The following is a 14,193-nucleotide window of genomic DNA, read 5'->3' as shown; positions in this document are numbered from 1 at the left end:
CGTTATACTATAGCTCGTGCTGCCACCGGGCGCGATTATGTGGAAAGGTCCCATCGCCAAGCGCCACTGCGACGGTGGAGGAGGCAACTGGCGAGGAGGTAGAGCGTGTTACAGCCGGAAGAACTTCCGCCGACTCTGGAAGCTTGTACCCAGCGTGAGTATGAGCAACTCCGGCGCGAGCTTGCCGAAGCCCAGGCGCTAAACCGCGGGTTGCGGCGTCAACTCGAGAAGGCGCTGATGGCTGCCAATGAAGCGCAGCGTGCCCACGCCAAGATGGTCGCTACCTTGACGGAGACGATGCGCGAGAATACCTCCCTCGCCCACGAACGCGACATCTGGCGCGCCCGCGCCCAGCGCCTCGAAGCCGGAATGACCTCGGAGCCCAGGGTTGCGCAGCGGACTCTCGATATCAGCAGTCTGGCCGGTCAACTGAGCGAAGACGAGATCAATGCCATCCGCAAGGCTATGGCGCGTCTGCACCACCCCGATGTTGGGGGCGACCCCGAGCGCATGAAGGCATGGAACGCCGCCCTGGACCGGATCTGCGGCTCGTAGACGCAGGGAAACAGACAGCCGCTGCAGCCTGCCGCTCGCGCGGCTTCTGGTATTAGACGCCCATTGATGGCCCGCACACTGACCCGATGAAAACACCGGCAGCGCACTGGGGCCTATCGGCTGTTTTCACATCAGGGATCGCTGGCGTGTAGATCCTGGCTCAGCCCGGCACGCAGTTTCTCCAACAGGACCCGCAGCTGTTGCTGCTCCGCCGGCTCAAGAAGCCCCATGCGCCGCTCCACCGCGGCGTCGTGCAAACGCACGGCCTCATCCCGCAACGCCAGGCCGCGGGGAGTAAGGAGCAGACGCTGAGCCCGCCGATCATCAGGATCAGGCGTTCGTCGCACCAGCCCGTGCGCCTCCAGCCGATCAACCAGGCGCGTGATCGTGCTCTTCACACACAGCAGCTCCGCGCCAATGTCGGTCAAACGGCGACCCTGAACAGTGTCAAGACGCTGGAGCACCGAGAATTCCAGCGGCGAAAGGTTGACTTTCTGGAGCACACGCCGATCGCCATCATCGAGAAGGACATAGATGTCGTGAATGAGCCGGTGCTGCTCGTGGGCAATCGAGGGCGCTACGGGTGGAGACATAGGCTTGACCCTCGGCGATGCAATAGTTGCAGTTGCAAGCGATTATAGAGAGCCGGATCTGGCCCGTCAAGGCGTGGAATGGCAACCGACAGTTGACACCGCTCCCCATAATCGGTAAAATAGTAGCATCTCTTACGAAGAATTGTTGAGATTTGCATAGATTTGCGAGGGAGAGCTAGAAGGGTACGGGCATGCTGCAACTGGCCGGGTTCTGGATGGCCCTCGCCACGTTTCTGGGCATCTGGTGGGGTCACGTTGGCGTACGCTGGCTTGAGGCCCACAGCCCGCGAATCTGGCCGCCCGCGCTGCTGCTGACGATCGCCGGCCTGGGGTTGAACGCCTTCGCCCTCTTCACCCCCTCGCTCATCCTGGCGGGCGTCAGTAGCATTGTTGGCGTGACCCTCCTGTGGGACGCCTTCGAGCTGTTCCGGCAAGCGAAGCGGGTGCGCAAAGGTCACGCCCCGGCCAATCCCGCCAACCCGCGCCACGCAGCCTATCTGGCCGCTGGCGGTTCGGCCACGACCGCAGACTTGCTCGACCGTGAGCCGACTGGCCGCCCGGTCGCTCCCCAGCGGTCGCCATGGCGCCCGGCCGAACCCCTGTCCGAACTCTATCGCCCATCCTCAGCCAGCACCGATTGAAGGGAGCGCCAGCCAATGCACTGGAGTGGAATTGCCCTCGGCCTGTTCAGTCTGGGCATCATCGGCTTCGGCTTCTTCTGGGTCATCCGTCTGGAGTACCACCTTGGCTATCTCTGGTGGCCCTACCCTCTGGCGCTTGGCGTGCTGTTGATCCTCGTATCCCTCTTTGTGGCCAATCCCGGATGGTCAGCCCTCCTCGGCATCACCGGCGCCTCGTTCATCTGGGGCGCTACCGAGCTGAAGGAACAAGCCGTGCGAGCCGAACTCGGCTGGTTCAAGTTCAACCCGCGCCGCAAACCCGATCCGCCATTCGTGGAGGTGATCCGCAAGATCAAGGCGCCGCATCTCTAGAGCGCTGACCAGGTGATCGATTCCCTGAGTGCGCCGAGCTGCGCGCCTCGCTGCGCGCGCGCAGCCGTCATCGCGGCTCAATCTTTTCGAGAAACGCTATAGATTCCGACGCCATGGATGGCAGGGCAACGGAGAGCGAAGCGCCCTTACCGGCATCTTTCCTCAAACGGTCGTTACGGCGCCAGGCCAGCGCCCGTCGTGATGCCGTTGACGATCACGCCGCGCGCAGTGCAGTCATCTGCGCGCGAGTGGCTGCTTTACCTGTCTTTCAGGCCGCCGCTTCTATTCATTGCTACCTGCCTATCCGCTCCGAAGTGGATACCCGCTTCCTGATCGATGCCGCGCTGGCCGCGGGCAAAGCTGTGGCCGTGCCCGTCATGGGCAGCGACCAGCGGCTTGCACATAGTTGGATTGACCGGCTCGACATGGAGGCCTTTGTTGCCGGTCCCCACGGCACGCTGCACCCCCGTGATATGCGCCTCGCCGCGCCCGGGAGCTGGGACCTGACCGTGGCCCCCCTGCTGGCCTTCGACCGTGCCGGCTACCGTCTCGGCTACGGTAAAGGATTCTACGATCGCTTGCTGGCAGAGGTGCGCGGTGTGAGCGTCGGGGTGGCCTTCGCCGTCCAGGAAGAGCCAGGCCTTCCGCACGAGCCGCACGACGTGCCTCTCGACATCATTGTCACCGAGTGCGAGATCATTCAGCGACGCCCTGGCCTGGCTACAGCCTTCCGGGACGATCAGGGATAGGTCTCCGGCTATGGCGCCCAGGTCAGTCCCGAGTCCGCGTCAATCCCCAGTCCCGTCGTTAACCGGCGTGATCGACCGGCCATCAGGGCGCCATCGGGTGCTGCGCTCAGTTCGGCGACCCAGAGGTCGAAGCCCGGCTCGCCCGGAGCAAGCGCCAGAAACGCCAGCAAGCGCCCATCCGGTGAGACCGCCGGCGCCCGCGCTGCTCCCTGATCGGTGAGTTTCACAGGAACGCCGCCGGCCAGGGGGAGCGCGAAGATATCCGTGCGCTCATTCTGCTGCGCGGCGAACACCAGCCAGCGCCCATCAGGCGTGCAGGCCGGATCATAGCTGCCCCGGGGCGCTCCCGCGAGCGCCTCGGCGCGGCCGCTCACCAGCTCAACGCGATACAACTCCTGGTGGCCGGTCGGTCCGGCGCCGGCGCGGGTAAAGATCAACGCTGTCCCCTCGGCAATGAACACACTGCGCCCCACACTGGCCTCGCCATCACTGTAGGCCAGCAACGGCGCGCCGGGGCCAACCGGCAGCAACATCAACTCCAGCATGGCATCGGCCAGGGGTTCGCCGGCAGGCGGCCGGGTCTGCATGGCCACGGCGACGCGCCTCCCGTCAGGCGACCAGGCCGGGTAAAAGGCCCAGCGACTCTCGGCAGCGCGCGCCAGGCTATTCGGAGGGGCCTGGGAGCCGTTGTTGGTGAGGCGAGTCAGGGCTTGCCCCGTCTCATCGGCCAGCCACACATCGCTGAAGCTGTTGTCGCGCGCGATATAGGCAATCCGCTTGCCCTCCGGGTCCCAGGCCGGTTGGAACGCCGCGCCCGTGCCGAGCAGCGGGGCGGCCTCGCGCCCGCGCCACTGCCAGATCACCCCCTGACGCACGAAGAGCAGCCGTCCAGGCAAGGCGTTACCGCGCACCGCAGGGTTTGCGCCTGACTGCTCAAACCCCGCAGGTCGCTGCGTGCAGCCAGCGGCGGGCGCCATTAGCAGCAGGATCAGCAACGTCGCCACAACTCTGTACCAGGTGTTCATTGGAATACTGGGAAACGTATGCTCCGCGTCACCGATGCGTCACGCCGGGCGCCGCCTGCGGCTCAGCGGCAATGGCGCTTCCGAGGCCGGCTTCTGCTGCAACAGATCCTCGGGCAGATCGGGCGGCAGCAGGGCCTGCAGGGCCCCCGGCGCCACTTCAAAGGTCATGGGCGTAAACCCGATCGGGTCGCCGTCTACCTGCACCGGCAGGGCCGGTCTGGCCACTACGGTGAGCATCCGTGCCCGGTAATACTGGATCTCCGGATCGTGGCCCTGGCGGCGACCAAGAATGGCGAAAAAGCTGCGCAGGGCGCTGAGGCCATTTTCGCCCTTGATAACGCACACATCAAGCAAGCCGTCATTAATGCAGGCGCGATGGGTGATTTTTACCAGTCCGCCATACAGCTGGGTGTTTCCCACCACGACCATCAGCACGCGGCCACGGAGCGGACGCCCGTCGAGTGTCAGGCGCGCGCTGGCGCCCCGCACGCTCAGCACCTGCTCAATGCCCCGCCACACGTAGGCCAGGGCGCCAAAGCGGCGCTTCTCAGCAGGGCGCACGCCAGCGGTGATGGCTGCATCGAATCCGATGCCTGCCATGAGCAGGAAATAGCGATCGCCCGCGCGGCCCAGATCAATAGGATAAGGCGCCCAGTCGAGGATCGCCGCGGCAGCGGCGCGAGGCTGCAGGGGCAGGCGCAACTCCCGCGCCCAGACGTTCATCGTCCCCAGCGGCAAGGTCGCCAGCGCCGTCTGTGAACCCACCAGGCCGTTGATCACCTCATTGATCGTCCCATCGCCTCCGGCAGCCACCACCAGGTCGTAGTTCCGCTCCGCCGCAAGACGGGCAAGACGCTGCCCATCACCCGCGGCAAGAGTTGGCTGCACCTCGACCTGCCACCCGGCTTCACGCCAGACGGCTGCGGCAGCGGCGAGTTCGCTTTCCAGCGCCTCGGCCTGGCCCGCGTTCGGGTTAAACACGAGCATTGTCTGCATAATCTCGCCGTAGAGGCGGCACAAGAACGAGTGGCAGTATACCATACGCTCTCGTGATCTGTCGTGTCGAGGATTCTGTGGGAGCGCAACGAAATGATCTACAAGCTCCCTGACGCTGGCAACGCACGACCGGGTTTCCGCACTCGGAGGGAGGTCGGGAATGGTACAATACAACCACTACGATAACGCATCGTCCAGGAGGTTCACGCATGCGTAGTGACTCCCCTCGTCCCCGCCTGATGCTTCCCGGCGCCCTCGCCAGGACTCTCGCAGGCCCGGAGGCAACCCCTCCTGTCACCCTCTGCCAGCCCGCCACCGCTGAGGCCGCCATCTGCCCCAACTGTGGCACCGAGTTGCACCTGTGGGCCAGCTTCCACCGATGTCGCAACTGCGGCTTCAAGGAGAGTTGCTGCTTCTAACGCGACTGTATCGCACCCGTTGAATTGCCGCGCCGTTGCCGAAACGGCGTCAGCGCAGCCCGGCGCGGTAAAGCGGGCCGGCGCGCGTTCTGAGGCTTCCTGATGCGGTAAATGCCGCCTGCAGCCCCTGAGCCGGGCTGCTGGTCGCGGTTGACACCACCCTGCCTTTGCGGTACCATACGCCCTATTCCGCGCCCCGCAGGTCGGCTGTGCCGCCCACACGCCGCTACCGGCTCAGGATACGACCTGACAGGGCGATTGTCTACGTTACAGCTCAGGAGAGGTGTGCAGGGCATAGCCCTTCCAGAGAAGTTCGTTGTTTCTTGCGGCAATGTGCGGCGCCGCCGCATGCAGATCCAACTCATTAGCTAGGCAAGATAGGAACGTATGCAAGAGCAAGTCGATCAGTTTTTGGAGTACATGGCGGCGGAGCGAGGCACATCTGCCAATACCATTGCCGCCTATCGTACCGACCTCGACCAACTCTGCGCCTATCTGCGGGACCAGAACCTGAACGAGTGGCAAAGCGTCACTTCTGATCACGTGCTGGGCTTTCTGTTGTTCCTGCGCGAACGGCGCTACGCCAATTCGACAATCGCCCGCCGCACTGCGGCGCTCAAGTCGTTCTTCGGCTATCTCACCGAGCAGCGCATTATTGCCGGTGATCCATCCCGATGCATCGACTCGCCCAAGGTGGATCGCTATCCTCCCAGGGCTCTGTCTCAGCACCAGGTTGATGAACTGCTGGAATTGCCGCTGCGCGCTTCCTCGCCTGAGGGATTACGCGACAAGGCGATGCTCGAACTCCTCTACGCCACCGGGCTGCGCGTGAGCGAACTGGTGGCGTTGAATGTCTCTGATGTGCTGCTGGCACAGGGAGCCATTCGCTGCACGGGACGGGCTGGCCGCGAACGGGTCCTGCCCCTTGGCGAAACGGCGCTGACTGCCCTTGAGGAGTACCTCGACTCAGCCCGCAACCGCCTGCTGCACAACGGGAGCCAGCCGACCGATGCGCTCTTCCTGAACCATCGCGGCAAGCGCCTCACCCGTCAGGGACTCTGGCTTATTCTCAAGGGGTATGCCGAGGAAGTGGGACTCCATGATCTGACTCCGCATACCCTCCGCCACTCCTTTGCCGCCCATCTGCTGGAGAACGGCGCCGAACTCCGCGAGGTTCAGGAACGCCTTGGCCACGCCTCGCTCTCTACCACCCAGATCTATACCCAGTTGCCCGAGGGTTCGCCTGCCCGGCGGCGGTCCGCGCGACCAGGCGAGCTTCCTCGGCGCAACGGCCAGCACCCCGCAATGTACGAAGGGGTGCTGGTCAAGGAAGAGGAATGAGCTCCCGTCCGGATCAGGCAGGGTGGCGGAGAAACTTCTCAGGTGTAGAGTTTTCCAGCCCATGCTCGCGTCGCATGCGCCATCTGGGGCATCGGGACCCCCAACGCCCCCCTCTCCCGCGCGCGGGAGAGGGGGCGGGAGGTGAGGATCGTAAGCGCATTGGAATGCCGAAAACCCCTTCTCGCTTGAAAAACCCTGCACCTGAGAAGGCGGAGACACCCGGTTTCTCCGTCCCCCTATGGCCCATGGCGGAGACGGATGCCGGGGATGACGAGCCGACTGGCCTGTGGTATACTGAAGCCGTTAATTTGACGGCTGTGATCCGGAAGAGTACCCCGCGCGCCGGCCTCCAGCGAACCGGGGATGGTGCAAGCCCGGTGGTACGGTTTGGGGGAAGGGCGCCGGGGAGCCGCCGAGGAAGCGCTATGCGCTCCTCCTGAATGAGGTGAGCGTGCGCCCGGGGCGCCGCTAACTGGGGTGGAACCGCGCGTCGGTATGATGCGTCCCCAGGCGAACACTGGTCGCCTGGGGTTTTCTGTTGCCCCGGGCTGAGGCGAGCGCCGGGCGCCCGCCGCTACGCTATACAGGAGCAGCATCTATGACCGCTACGAGCCTCAATCAAATCGTGTCTTTGTGCAAACGTCGCGGCTTTGTCTTTCCCGGCAGCGAGATCTACGGCGGGCTGCAGGGCATCTACGACTACGGCCCTCTGGGTGTCGAACTCAAAAACAATCTCATCGCCGAATGGTGGCGCGCCAATGTCTACGAGCGCGATGATATGGAGGGTCTCGACGCGGCCATTCTTATGAATCGCCTGGTGTGGAAGTACTCGGGCCACGAAGAGACCTTTAACGACCCCCTGGTAGATTGTCGCGCCTGCAAGAGCCGCTGGCGCGCCGATCACATTCACGGCCGCTGCCCCAACTGCGGCTCGACCGACCTCACCGAGCCGCGGCCCTTCAATATGATGTTCAGCACGCAGGTCGGCCCCGTGGCCGATAGCGGCGCCCTGGCCTACCTGCGCCCCGAAACTGCCCAGGGAATCTTCGTCAACTTCGCCAACGTGCTGGCAACCACCAGCCGCAAGTTGCCCTTCGGCATCGCCCAGGTTGGCAAGGCCTTCCGCAACGAGATTAACCCGCGCAACTTCCTCTTCCGGGTGCGCGAGTTTGAGCAGATGGAGATCGAGTACTTCGTCATGCCCGGCACTGACGAGGTCTGGCATCAGCAGTGGCTCGAAGAGCGCCTGCGCTGGTGGGAAAGCGTCGGCGTGCCCCGCGAACGCATCACCGTCTATGATGTGCCCCCCGATGAACTGGCCCATTACTCCAAGCGCACCTTCGATTTGATGTACCACTATCCTGACCTCGGCGCCCAGGAGATCGAGGGTATTGCCAACCGTACCGATTATGATCTGGGCTCACATTCAAAGGATCAGGCCAGCCTGAACCTGACCGCGCGCGTCAATCCGAACTCCGACAGTACGGCGCGGCTGACCTACTTTGATCCCGAACGCCGGCAACACGTCGTACCCTACGTGATCGAGCCTTCGGCTGGCGTAGGACGGGGCGCGCTGGCGGTGCTCTGCGAGGCTTATGCTGAAGAGATGACCAAAGCCCCGCCTCCGGAGAGAGTCGAAGCCGTGGCCGACGCCCTCGCCGCCTTTCTCAAATCGGTAGGCCGCAGTGAGAAACTCCACTCCGAGGCGCGCGACGCTCTCCTCGCTTATGGTGAGGCCATTCGCAGCCATCTGCCCGAGCGTCTGCCGGAGGTTGAGCCGCTCCTGGCCATGCCCGGCGCCGATGCCATCGAATTGGGCAAGAAGCTGCGCGGCCAGGCCCAACCGTTGATCGATGAGCACTTCCGCACCGTCCTGCGCCTGCGACCCCGCCTGGCGCCGGTAAAAGTCGCCGTCTTCCCCCTCAAACGCAACCACGACGCGATGGTTGAGACGGCGCGCCGCATCCGCCGCCAGCTCCAACTGGAACTCGGCGCGCGGACGGTGTATGATGATACCGGCGCTATCGGCAAGCTCTACCGCCGTCAGGACGAAATTGGCACGCCGTATTGCATTACGGTGGACTTTGACACCCTTGGCGAAGGCAAAGAACCGGCGCTCGCCGACACCGTGACTGTGCGTGACCGTGATACCATGGCCCAGGAGCGGGTGCCCGTTGCCGACCTGCCGCTCTACCTGCGCGAGAAGCTACGCTAAGCGATGGACGAAGGTCGCTTCGCCATTCCCACGCGGATCTATCTTACCGCGGCGCAGCGGGCTAAACTGCTGCGTTTGCTGGAGCATGCCGATCGCGACCTGGACGAACTCTTGAGCGAACTGGTCGTGGCCTACCTGGAGACGCAAGCGGAGCCGCCCACGCCGCCGCCCGAACCCTCCGGCACCCTTGATGCCGCCCTGCGACAACGCAAAGCCGAATTGCGCCGCTTGCGCCCGAAGCTCAACGATCCCCACAACCCCCCACCGGCCTGGTTACGGCAAATGGCGGCGGAGTTGGAACAGGAGATCGCTCGCCTGGAGCGCGAACGCGCCAGGCGAGCCCCGCCCGGTCACGAGGAGTATGGCAAAAACACGCCTTGACCAACTTCTGGTCGCACGCGGACTGGCCGAGACGCGCAGCAAGGCCCAGGCCCTCGTGCTGGCCGGGAGCGTGCGTGTCGCGGGCCAGCCAGCAACCAAACCCGGCGTTCTGGTAGACGAAGACGCTGCCGTCGAGGTGACAGCGGCGCTACCCTACGTCAGCCGTGGGGGTTACAAACTCGCCCACGCCCTCGACGTCTTCGGGCTTAGCCCTGCGGGACTTGTGGCCCTCGACGTCGGCGCCTCCACCGGGGGCTTCACCGACGTCTTGCTGCAGCGGGGCGCTGCTCACGTCTACGCCGTGGACGTGGGCTACGGCTTGCTCGACTACCGCCTGCGCTCCGACCCGCGAGTGACGGTCCTTGAACGCACCAACATTCGCCATCTGCAAGCCCTGCCCGGCGGAGTCACGGCCGACTGTGCAACCATTGACGTATCGTTTATCTCTTTGAAGCTGGTCTTGCCGGCTGTGCGCCGGCTCGTGCGTGCGACCGGCTGGATCGTGGCGCTGATCAAGCCGCAATTCGAGGCTGGCCCCGAGCACGTGAGCCGTGGCGGCGTGGTGCGCGACCCCGCTGTTCACCAGGCTGTGCTCCGCGAGGTATTGGCGACAGCCGCGGAACTGGGCCTGACCCCGCGCGGCCTGACCCGCTCCCCCCTCAGCGGACCGGCCGGCAACATCGAGTTTCTGGCCTGGCTCCAGCCAGGCGGCGCGCCCCTCAGTGTGGAAACAGCAGTGGAGGCGGTTACTGTGGTGCAACCGTGAAGGTTGCTCCTGTACCGCCTACCGTGACCAGGGGGAACTCACGTTTCCCCAACCTTCTGCATCACCTGCCGGTGAAGACGCCTGCGCCCCGGCGGCGCCGACGAAAGCCGGGCCGGTGTACACCAGCCGATCATTCTGCCACTCAGCCAGATCTACCGCGCAGAGCCATGCCGCGATGGTGTGGGCGCGCCGGCTGGCGGTGCTGGCGGCGAGCGGCGCCAGTTGCTGAAGGGTCTCAGCCAGTTCCTGGCGATCCAGCCCGTCACGGGCGCGCAGCCTGATAATGACCGAGCGGGTCGGCTCGCGCTGGAGCAATAAGCGGCGCAGAAAGGTGCGCTGCTCAACCCGGTTGCTGCGCACGAAGCTTCGCCCGAGGGTGGTGAGGCGCGGCGCTTCACCGGGTTCGCCCTCCGTCACCAGCCCGAGGATACGCGCCGCCTGGGTATAGTAGTGCCCCTGGCGCGGCACCTTCATGCCGATGTATGCCGCGATCTCTTCGGTGTCGTGGCGGCCCCGCGCGATCGCCTCGGCTACCCGCGCCACATCCCAGAGCTGATCCGCCTGAGGAATATCGGCCGTATCCAGGGTCATCCTCGCCCTCCCGCCTCGAACGAACATCTGTTTGTATCTTAATCCGCCCGGAGGATTTGTCAAGCCCTGCCGTTACACGGTCAGGGCTGATGCAAAGCCTTCGGGGTAAGCACCAAACCCCGCCGGAGGCGGACTCTGCATCAGCCCTGGTTAGACAGAACGCCAATGACCACCACCTCGTGCCTTCGAGGCACGAGGTGGTGCGTTACCGGTTGCACGCCCGTTTCCCCTACCGGATCACAAACGGCGTCACCGCTGTAAACTCACTCCACAGGCCGTAGAAAACCATCGAGTAGGTTCCGGGCGGCAGATCGCGACTGGTGAAGTTGACTGTCAAAGCCCCCTCATCATTGGCGCGGAGCGTGTTGACCGCAACGACGCGACCGTCAGGCAAGTTGTACCAGACTCCCACTGGCTCACGCGGGACGAAGATCGGGCTCGTGAACCTGAATACGGCGCCAGAGGATCCCGCCGCTGGCTCGACCACGATAACATAGGTAGGACTGCTTTGTGCGGTAGGGCCTACCGGGATCACGAAGAGATTACTCTGACTGCGACCGCCCCTGCCGCCGTCCGTCCAGCGGAGTTGCACCCGGCCGGTGATAGTGCCACCCTGTCGCGCATTCTCGCGCACCGTGAAGCGAATGGTTCCTCGAGTGCGCCCGGAACGGGGGCCAAGCAGACCGCTGCGGATCACCAGCGAGTCGCGGTTGACGGCTGCCACCCACGTGGTTGGGACATCGAAGCTCGCATCAACCACCTGCAGCAGATCCGGATCAAACGGAAAGATGATCTCGGTGCTGCTAGCAGCGCCCCTTCCGATATTGGTGATCACGATCTCGAAGACAATGATGGATCGCGGCGCCACGGACAGATTGAATGACGGGCGGATGACAACCCAGACATCGGCCGGTTCCGGGGGCAACTCAAGCGCCGGTGGCCTAATCCCCACATCGTCGGCCAGGCCAAAGGCCCCGAACAGGCTGACCGTCTCGCTGGCGCCGGGAGCGAGGGTCCGATCGTATTGCAGACCGGCTGCCGTATCGTGGAAACTAGAATTGATCGTGTTGTCAAAGCCCGGCCCGGGGGCGCCATTGGCGCCGCCGATCCGGCTCCAGAAGGTGGCGTAGAAGGCTTCCTGGTAGGCAGTCGGTGCGGTTATGGGAATGAAGACCTGAACCGAGCGCTGATCCTGAGAGAGGGCGCCTACTGCGCCGGTGGGCGGATCAAAAAAGCCAAAGCCGAAATCGAGAACGTTCCCCGGGAAGTTGAGGAAGAGATCGGCGCCGTGAAATATGCGCACGTTGCGGTTGGCCGATGATGTGTTTCTGGCCGTGATGTCAACACGATACCGTCGCTCGCCGTTCACATAGGTCGTTACCTGTGAGACACGGACGCCGGATGTCCCGGCTTCGACCTCTGTCGCGATCCTGAAGGGATCAGCTGCGGTACCTGAACCGGTCACCGGACTATTGGATACCGGCGTAAACGGCCGCGGGGCAAATCCGCCGCCTGCCGCCGGCGTACTGCCATAGACAATACCATCTACCTGAACAAACGTACCTCCGTCGGTGTCAGCGAAGAATTGCCTGCGCCCGTCAAAGTTCACCGCCATAGCCAGGTTATCCAGCACCCTTACGGTCAGGGGCGTGCCGTTGATCGTCTGACCAGGCGCCTGCGCTGGAGCGGGGCCTCCCTCCCCTTTGCTTTGCGCCATCGCCACCGGAAGCGTCAACCCCGTCATCATTACGAGCAGCGCCACCATCACGACCAGCGTCGCACGTCTGTACAGCATGATGAGTGTCCATTTCTGTCTGATTGCGGAGCGAACGACACGACAAGGGCGACTCGGGCGCCAGACCGAATATGGCTTCTCCAAAATGCTCAGATTGTCCGGCGGAACATCAGGTGCTAATTGCCCGCTCATGACCTCCTTATGCAACTCATCTGCAGGGAAGAATTAATGCTCAAATTTAACAGAATCTCTTTGATTTGTCAATATATACAGTCCTACGCCATCTCTAAGCAGCGGCCGCGCGTAAGAACGCAGCGCGCTGCGTCCCGACGGGTACGTCTGATACTCCGGGCTTCACAACCTGAAGAGGACTGCTATATAAACAAGAATGTAGTAACTGTACAAACTGTCGTCTTACTCCAATCGAGGCGCGGCTCCCTTTGTGAGCATGTGGTCACTGGCATACCGGGTTGCCAGCATCAGCAAATTTTGGATCTGTTCATCAAATAATAATTTACTTGGGAACTATGACTTCCGAAGCCTGGCTTGAAGGTTGGGTCTTTTTTTCGTATACTGCCCGTTACCGTACCTGTCTGCATACAAAGAACTCGAACGGCACGGTCACCGCGGCGGCCACGGGCGGCAGCGCCTGGGGAACCTCGCTCCCAATCTCCTCCAACCAGCTATGTTCACGTCAGGCGCCACATACGGCTTCGCCACGCAACGACAGGAGAAAAAGACCTTTCTCGGAAGAACGCAGCTCTCCCAAACCCGCCCATCCACGGTCTCATGTCACATCAATGAAGGAACAAAACCTATGAGCGAACTGGGGCTCGATGGAAGAGTGGTCATCATCACGGGGGCGAGTCGTGGCATTGGCAGGGCCACGGCCCTGGAACTGGCGCGCCGCGGGGCAACCGTAGTAGCCACGGTGCGCACCATGGAAGCCGCCGAGGAACTGACCGGCGAACTGGCCCGGGTCAACGATCTGGGGTGGACGCCAATCTGTGACGTGCGCAACTTCAGTGAAGTTCAGGCCGTGGTCGAAGGCAGCCTGGAGCGGTTTGGACGGCTTGACATCCTGGTGAACAACGCCGGGATCATCGAACCTATCGCCTTTCTCGACGCTGTCGATCCAGAGGCGTGGGCCACCGCGATCAGGGTGAACCTGGTCGGCGCATTTCATGGCTGCCGGGCGGCGCTGCCGGTGATGGTACAGCGAGGCGGAGGGGTAATCATTAACATCAGTTCGGGAGCGGCGAGCACACCGCGTGAGGGCTGGAGCGCCTACTGCGCCGCCAAGGCAGGCCTGGCCATGCTTACCCAGGCGATCAGGCTGGAGTTTGGCGAACGCGGCATTCGGACGTATGGGTTGCGCCCGGGGGTGGTTGACACCGATATGCAGGTCAGCATTCGGGCCTCGGGCATCAACGCCATTAGCCGCTTGCGTCGCGAGGACCTGGCTGATCCGCGCATACCAGCGCGGGCTGTTGCCTACCTCTGTCATCCTGTAGCGGCTGACCTGGCCGGCCAGGAAATTGACATCCGCGACCCGGCCTTTCGCGGCCGCGCCGGACTCGACGAGGCCAGCGGATCATAGCTATTCCCGGCGGGAGAAGGTAGGGAGAGGGACCATACCGCAAGGAGCGCCTTAAAGATATTGCCCCCAGAACAAACAAAGGTCAGGAGTGATGCTTATCACTCCTGACCTTTTACTTGAAGCGTAGTAGCGTGCGTGGACCTACGTTCCCAGGGCTCAAACCCCAGTATCATCGGCGCTGCGGCGTTTCACGACCCGGTTCGGGATGGGACGGGGTGGGTCCACCGCGCTCAAC

General features: G+C 63.4%; 15 protein-coding genes and 1 rRNA gene. 10 read left to right on the top strand and 6 right to left on the bottom strand.

Annotated features, from left to right (window positions below; all coding sequences use genetic code 11):
* Nucleotides 1-105: 105 nt before the first annotated feature.
* Nucleotides 106-555, top strand: a complete 450-nt coding sequence (locus NZU74_18495; GenBank protein MCS6883326.1) for a hypothetical protein — start codon at nt 106-108, stop codon at nt 553-555.
* A gap of 131 nt (nt 556-686) precedes the next feature.
* On the opposite strand, the gene NZU74_18490 is transcribed toward NZU74_18495, so the two are convergent.
* Nucleotides 687-1,148, bottom strand: coding sequence for a MarR family transcriptional regulator (locus NZU74_18490; GenBank protein ID MCS6883325.1), 462 nt, complete (start codon nt 1,146-1,148; stop codon nt 687-689).
* Nucleotides 1,149-1,339: 191 nt separating this feature from the next.
* Between NZU74_18490 and NZU74_18485 the strand changes: the two genes are divergently transcribed.
* From NZU74_18485 to NZU74_18475, 3 genes are all read left to right on the top strand, one after another.
* Nucleotides 1,340-1,789: a DUF4491 family protein gene (locus NZU74_18485; protein ID MCS6883324.1), complete on the top strand. Its 450-nt coding sequence runs from the start codon at nt 1,340-1,342 to the stop codon at nt 1,787-1,789.
* A 15-nt stretch (nt 1,790-1,804) separates the two neighbouring features.
* Complete coding sequence (locus NZU74_18480; protein MCS6883323.1) at nt 1,805-2,140, top strand: DUF4491 family protein; 336 nt, start codon at nt 1,805-1,807, stop codon at nt 2,138-2,140.
* Nucleotides 2,141-2,253: 113 nt separating this feature from the next.
* Nucleotides 2,254-2,889 (top strand): 5-formyltetrahydrofolate cyclo-ligase, encoded by a 636-nt coding sequence (locus NZU74_18475; protein MCS6883322.1) that lies wholly within the window; start codon nt 2,254-2,256, stop codon nt 2,887-2,889.
* 8 nt (nt 2,890-2,897) lie between these two features.
* On the opposite strand, the gene NZU74_18470 is transcribed toward NZU74_18475, so the two are convergent.
* Together NZU74_18470 and NZU74_18465 are read right to left on the bottom strand one after the other, a co-directional pair.
* Nucleotides 2,898-3,914, bottom strand: a complete 1,017-nt coding sequence (locus NZU74_18470) for a hypothetical protein (protein ID MCS6883321.1) — start codon at nt 3,912-3,914, stop codon at nt 2,898-2,900.
* A gap of 39 nt (nt 3,915-3,953) precedes the next feature.
* Complete coding sequence (locus tag NZU74_18465) at nt 3,954-4,955, bottom strand: diacylglycerol kinase family lipid kinase (GenBank protein MCS6883320.1); 1,002 nt, start codon at nt 4,953-4,955, stop codon at nt 3,954-3,956.
* Between the two features lie 164 nt (nt 4,956-5,119).
* Between NZU74_18465 and NZU74_18460 the strand changes: the two genes are divergently transcribed.
* The 5 genes from NZU74_18460 (at nt 5,120) to NZU74_18440 (ending at nt 10,032) form a co-directional block, all read left to right on the top strand.
* Entirely contained in the window at nt 5,120-5,329 is a 210-nt protein-coding gene (locus NZU74_18460; protein ID MCS6883319.1) for a hypothetical protein, read from the top strand.
* A 387-nt stretch (nt 5,330-5,716) separates the two neighbouring features.
* On the top strand, nt 5,717-6,670 hold the full coding sequence (locus NZU74_18455) for a tyrosine recombinase XerD (protein MCS6883318.1): 954 nt from the start codon (nt 5,717-5,719) through the stop codon (nt 6,668-6,670).
* Between the two features lie 598 nt (nt 6,671-7,268).
* Nucleotides 7,269-8,885 (top strand): glycine--tRNA ligase, encoded by a 1,617-nt coding sequence (locus NZU74_18450; GenBank protein ID MCS6883317.1) that lies wholly within the window; start codon nt 7,269-7,271, stop codon nt 8,883-8,885.
* 3 nt (nt 8,886-8,888) lie between these two features.
* Nucleotides 8,889-9,266, top strand: a complete 378-nt coding sequence (locus NZU74_18445) for a hypothetical protein (protein ID MCS6883316.1) — start codon at nt 8,889-8,891, stop codon at nt 9,264-9,266.
* Entirely contained in the window at nt 9,247-10,032 is a 786-nt protein-coding gene (locus NZU74_18440) for a TlyA family RNA methyltransferase (protein MCS6883315.1), read from the top strand. Before NZU74_18445 ends, NZU74_18440 begins: the two co-directional genes overlap by 20 nt.
* An 18-nt stretch (nt 10,033-10,050) precedes the next feature.
* Here the strand turns inward: NZU74_18440 and NZU74_18435 are convergent, their stop codons facing one another.
* Both NZU74_18435 and NZU74_18430 read right to left on the bottom strand, forming a co-directional pair.
* Nucleotides 10,051-10,623: an AAA-associated domain-containing protein gene (locus NZU74_18435; protein ID MCS6883314.1), complete on the bottom strand. Its 573-nt coding sequence runs from the start codon at nt 10,621-10,623 to the stop codon at nt 10,051-10,053.
* A 229-nt stretch (nt 10,624-10,852) separates the two neighbouring features.
* Complete coding sequence (locus tag NZU74_18430; GenBank protein ID MCS6883313.1) at nt 10,853-12,418, bottom strand: hypothetical protein; 1,566 nt, start codon at nt 12,416-12,418, stop codon at nt 10,853-10,855.
* A gap of 757 nt (nt 12,419-13,175) precedes the next feature.
* On the opposite strand from NZU74_18430, the gene NZU74_18425 reads away from it, so the two are divergent.
* The gene (locus tag NZU74_18425; protein MCS6883312.1) at nt 13,176-13,958 is read left to right on the top strand and encodes an SDR family oxidoreductase; all 783 of its coding nucleotides are present in this window, start codon (nt 13,176-13,178) and stop codon (nt 13,956-13,958) included.
* A 128-nt stretch (nt 13,959-14,086) separates the two neighbouring features.
* On the opposite strand, the gene rrf is transcribed toward NZU74_18425, so the two are convergent.
* Nucleotides 14,087-14,193 (bottom strand): 5S ribosomal RNA (rrf, locus tag NZU74_18420); the annotation flags it as partial.

It is taken from the genome of Chloroflexaceae bacterium (assembly GCA_025057155.1).
GTDB lineage: Bacteria > Chloroflexota > Chloroflexia > Chloroflexales > Chloroflexaceae > JACAEO01.
The sequence above is the reverse complement of the archived record's forward strand: the minus strand, read 5'-3'. Positions and strand labels throughout refer to the sequence as shown.

What these genes read in the sequence shown, in the direction of transcription:
- NZU74_18425 (MCS6883312.1), top strand. Translation starts at nt 13,176, where the DNA reads ATGAGCGAACTGGGGCTCGATGGAAGAGTGGTCATCATCACGGGGGCG.
- NZU74_18435 (MCS6883314.1), bottom strand. Translation starts at nt 10,623, where the DNA reads ATGACCCTGGATACGGCCGATATTCCTCAGGCGGATCAGCTCTGGGAT.
- NZU74_18470 (MCS6883321.1), bottom strand. Translation starts at nt 3,914, where the DNA reads ATGAACACCTGGTACAGAGTTGTGGCGACGTTGCTGATCCTGCTGCTA.
- NZU74_18490 (MCS6883325.1), bottom strand. Translation starts at nt 1,148, where the DNA reads ATGTCTCCACCCGTAGCGCCCTCGATTGCCCACGAGCAGCACCGGCTC.
- NZU74_18450 (MCS6883317.1), top strand. Translation starts at nt 7,269, where the DNA reads ATGACCGCTACGAGCCTCAATCAAATCGTGTCTTTGTGCAAACGTCGC.
- NZU74_18460 (MCS6883319.1), top strand. Translation starts at nt 5,120, where the DNA reads ATGCGTAGTGACTCCCCTCGTCCCCGCCTGATGCTTCCCGGCGCCCTC.
- NZU74_18430 (MCS6883313.1), bottom strand. Translation starts at nt 12,418, where the DNA reads ATGCTGTACAGACGTGCGACGCTGGTCGTGATGGTGGCGCTGCTCGTA.
- NZU74_18475 (MCS6883322.1), top strand. Translation starts at nt 2,254, where the DNA reads ATGGATGGCAGGGCAACGGAGAGCGAAGCGCCCTTACCGGCATCTTTC.
- NZU74_18445 (MCS6883316.1), top strand. Translation starts at nt 8,889, where the DNA reads ATGGACGAAGGTCGCTTCGCCATTCCCACGCGGATCTATCTTACCGCG.
- NZU74_18485 (MCS6883324.1), top strand. Translation starts at nt 1,340, where the DNA reads ATGCTGCAACTGGCCGGGTTCTGGATGGCCCTCGCCACGTTTCTGGGC.
- NZU74_18455 (MCS6883318.1), top strand. Translation starts at nt 5,717, where the DNA reads ATGCAAGAGCAAGTCGATCAGTTTTTGGAGTACATGGCGGCGGAGCGA.
- NZU74_18440 (MCS6883315.1), top strand. Translation starts at nt 9,247, where the DNA reads ATGGCAAAAACACGCCTTGACCAACTTCTGGTCGCACGCGGACTGGCC.
- NZU74_18465 (MCS6883320.1), bottom strand. Translation starts at nt 4,955, where the DNA reads ATGGTATACTGCCACTCGTTCTTGTGCCGCCTCTACGGCGAGATTATG.
- NZU74_18480 (MCS6883323.1), top strand. Translation starts at nt 1,805, where the DNA reads ATGCACTGGAGTGGAATTGCCCTCGGCCTGTTCAGTCTGGGCATCATC.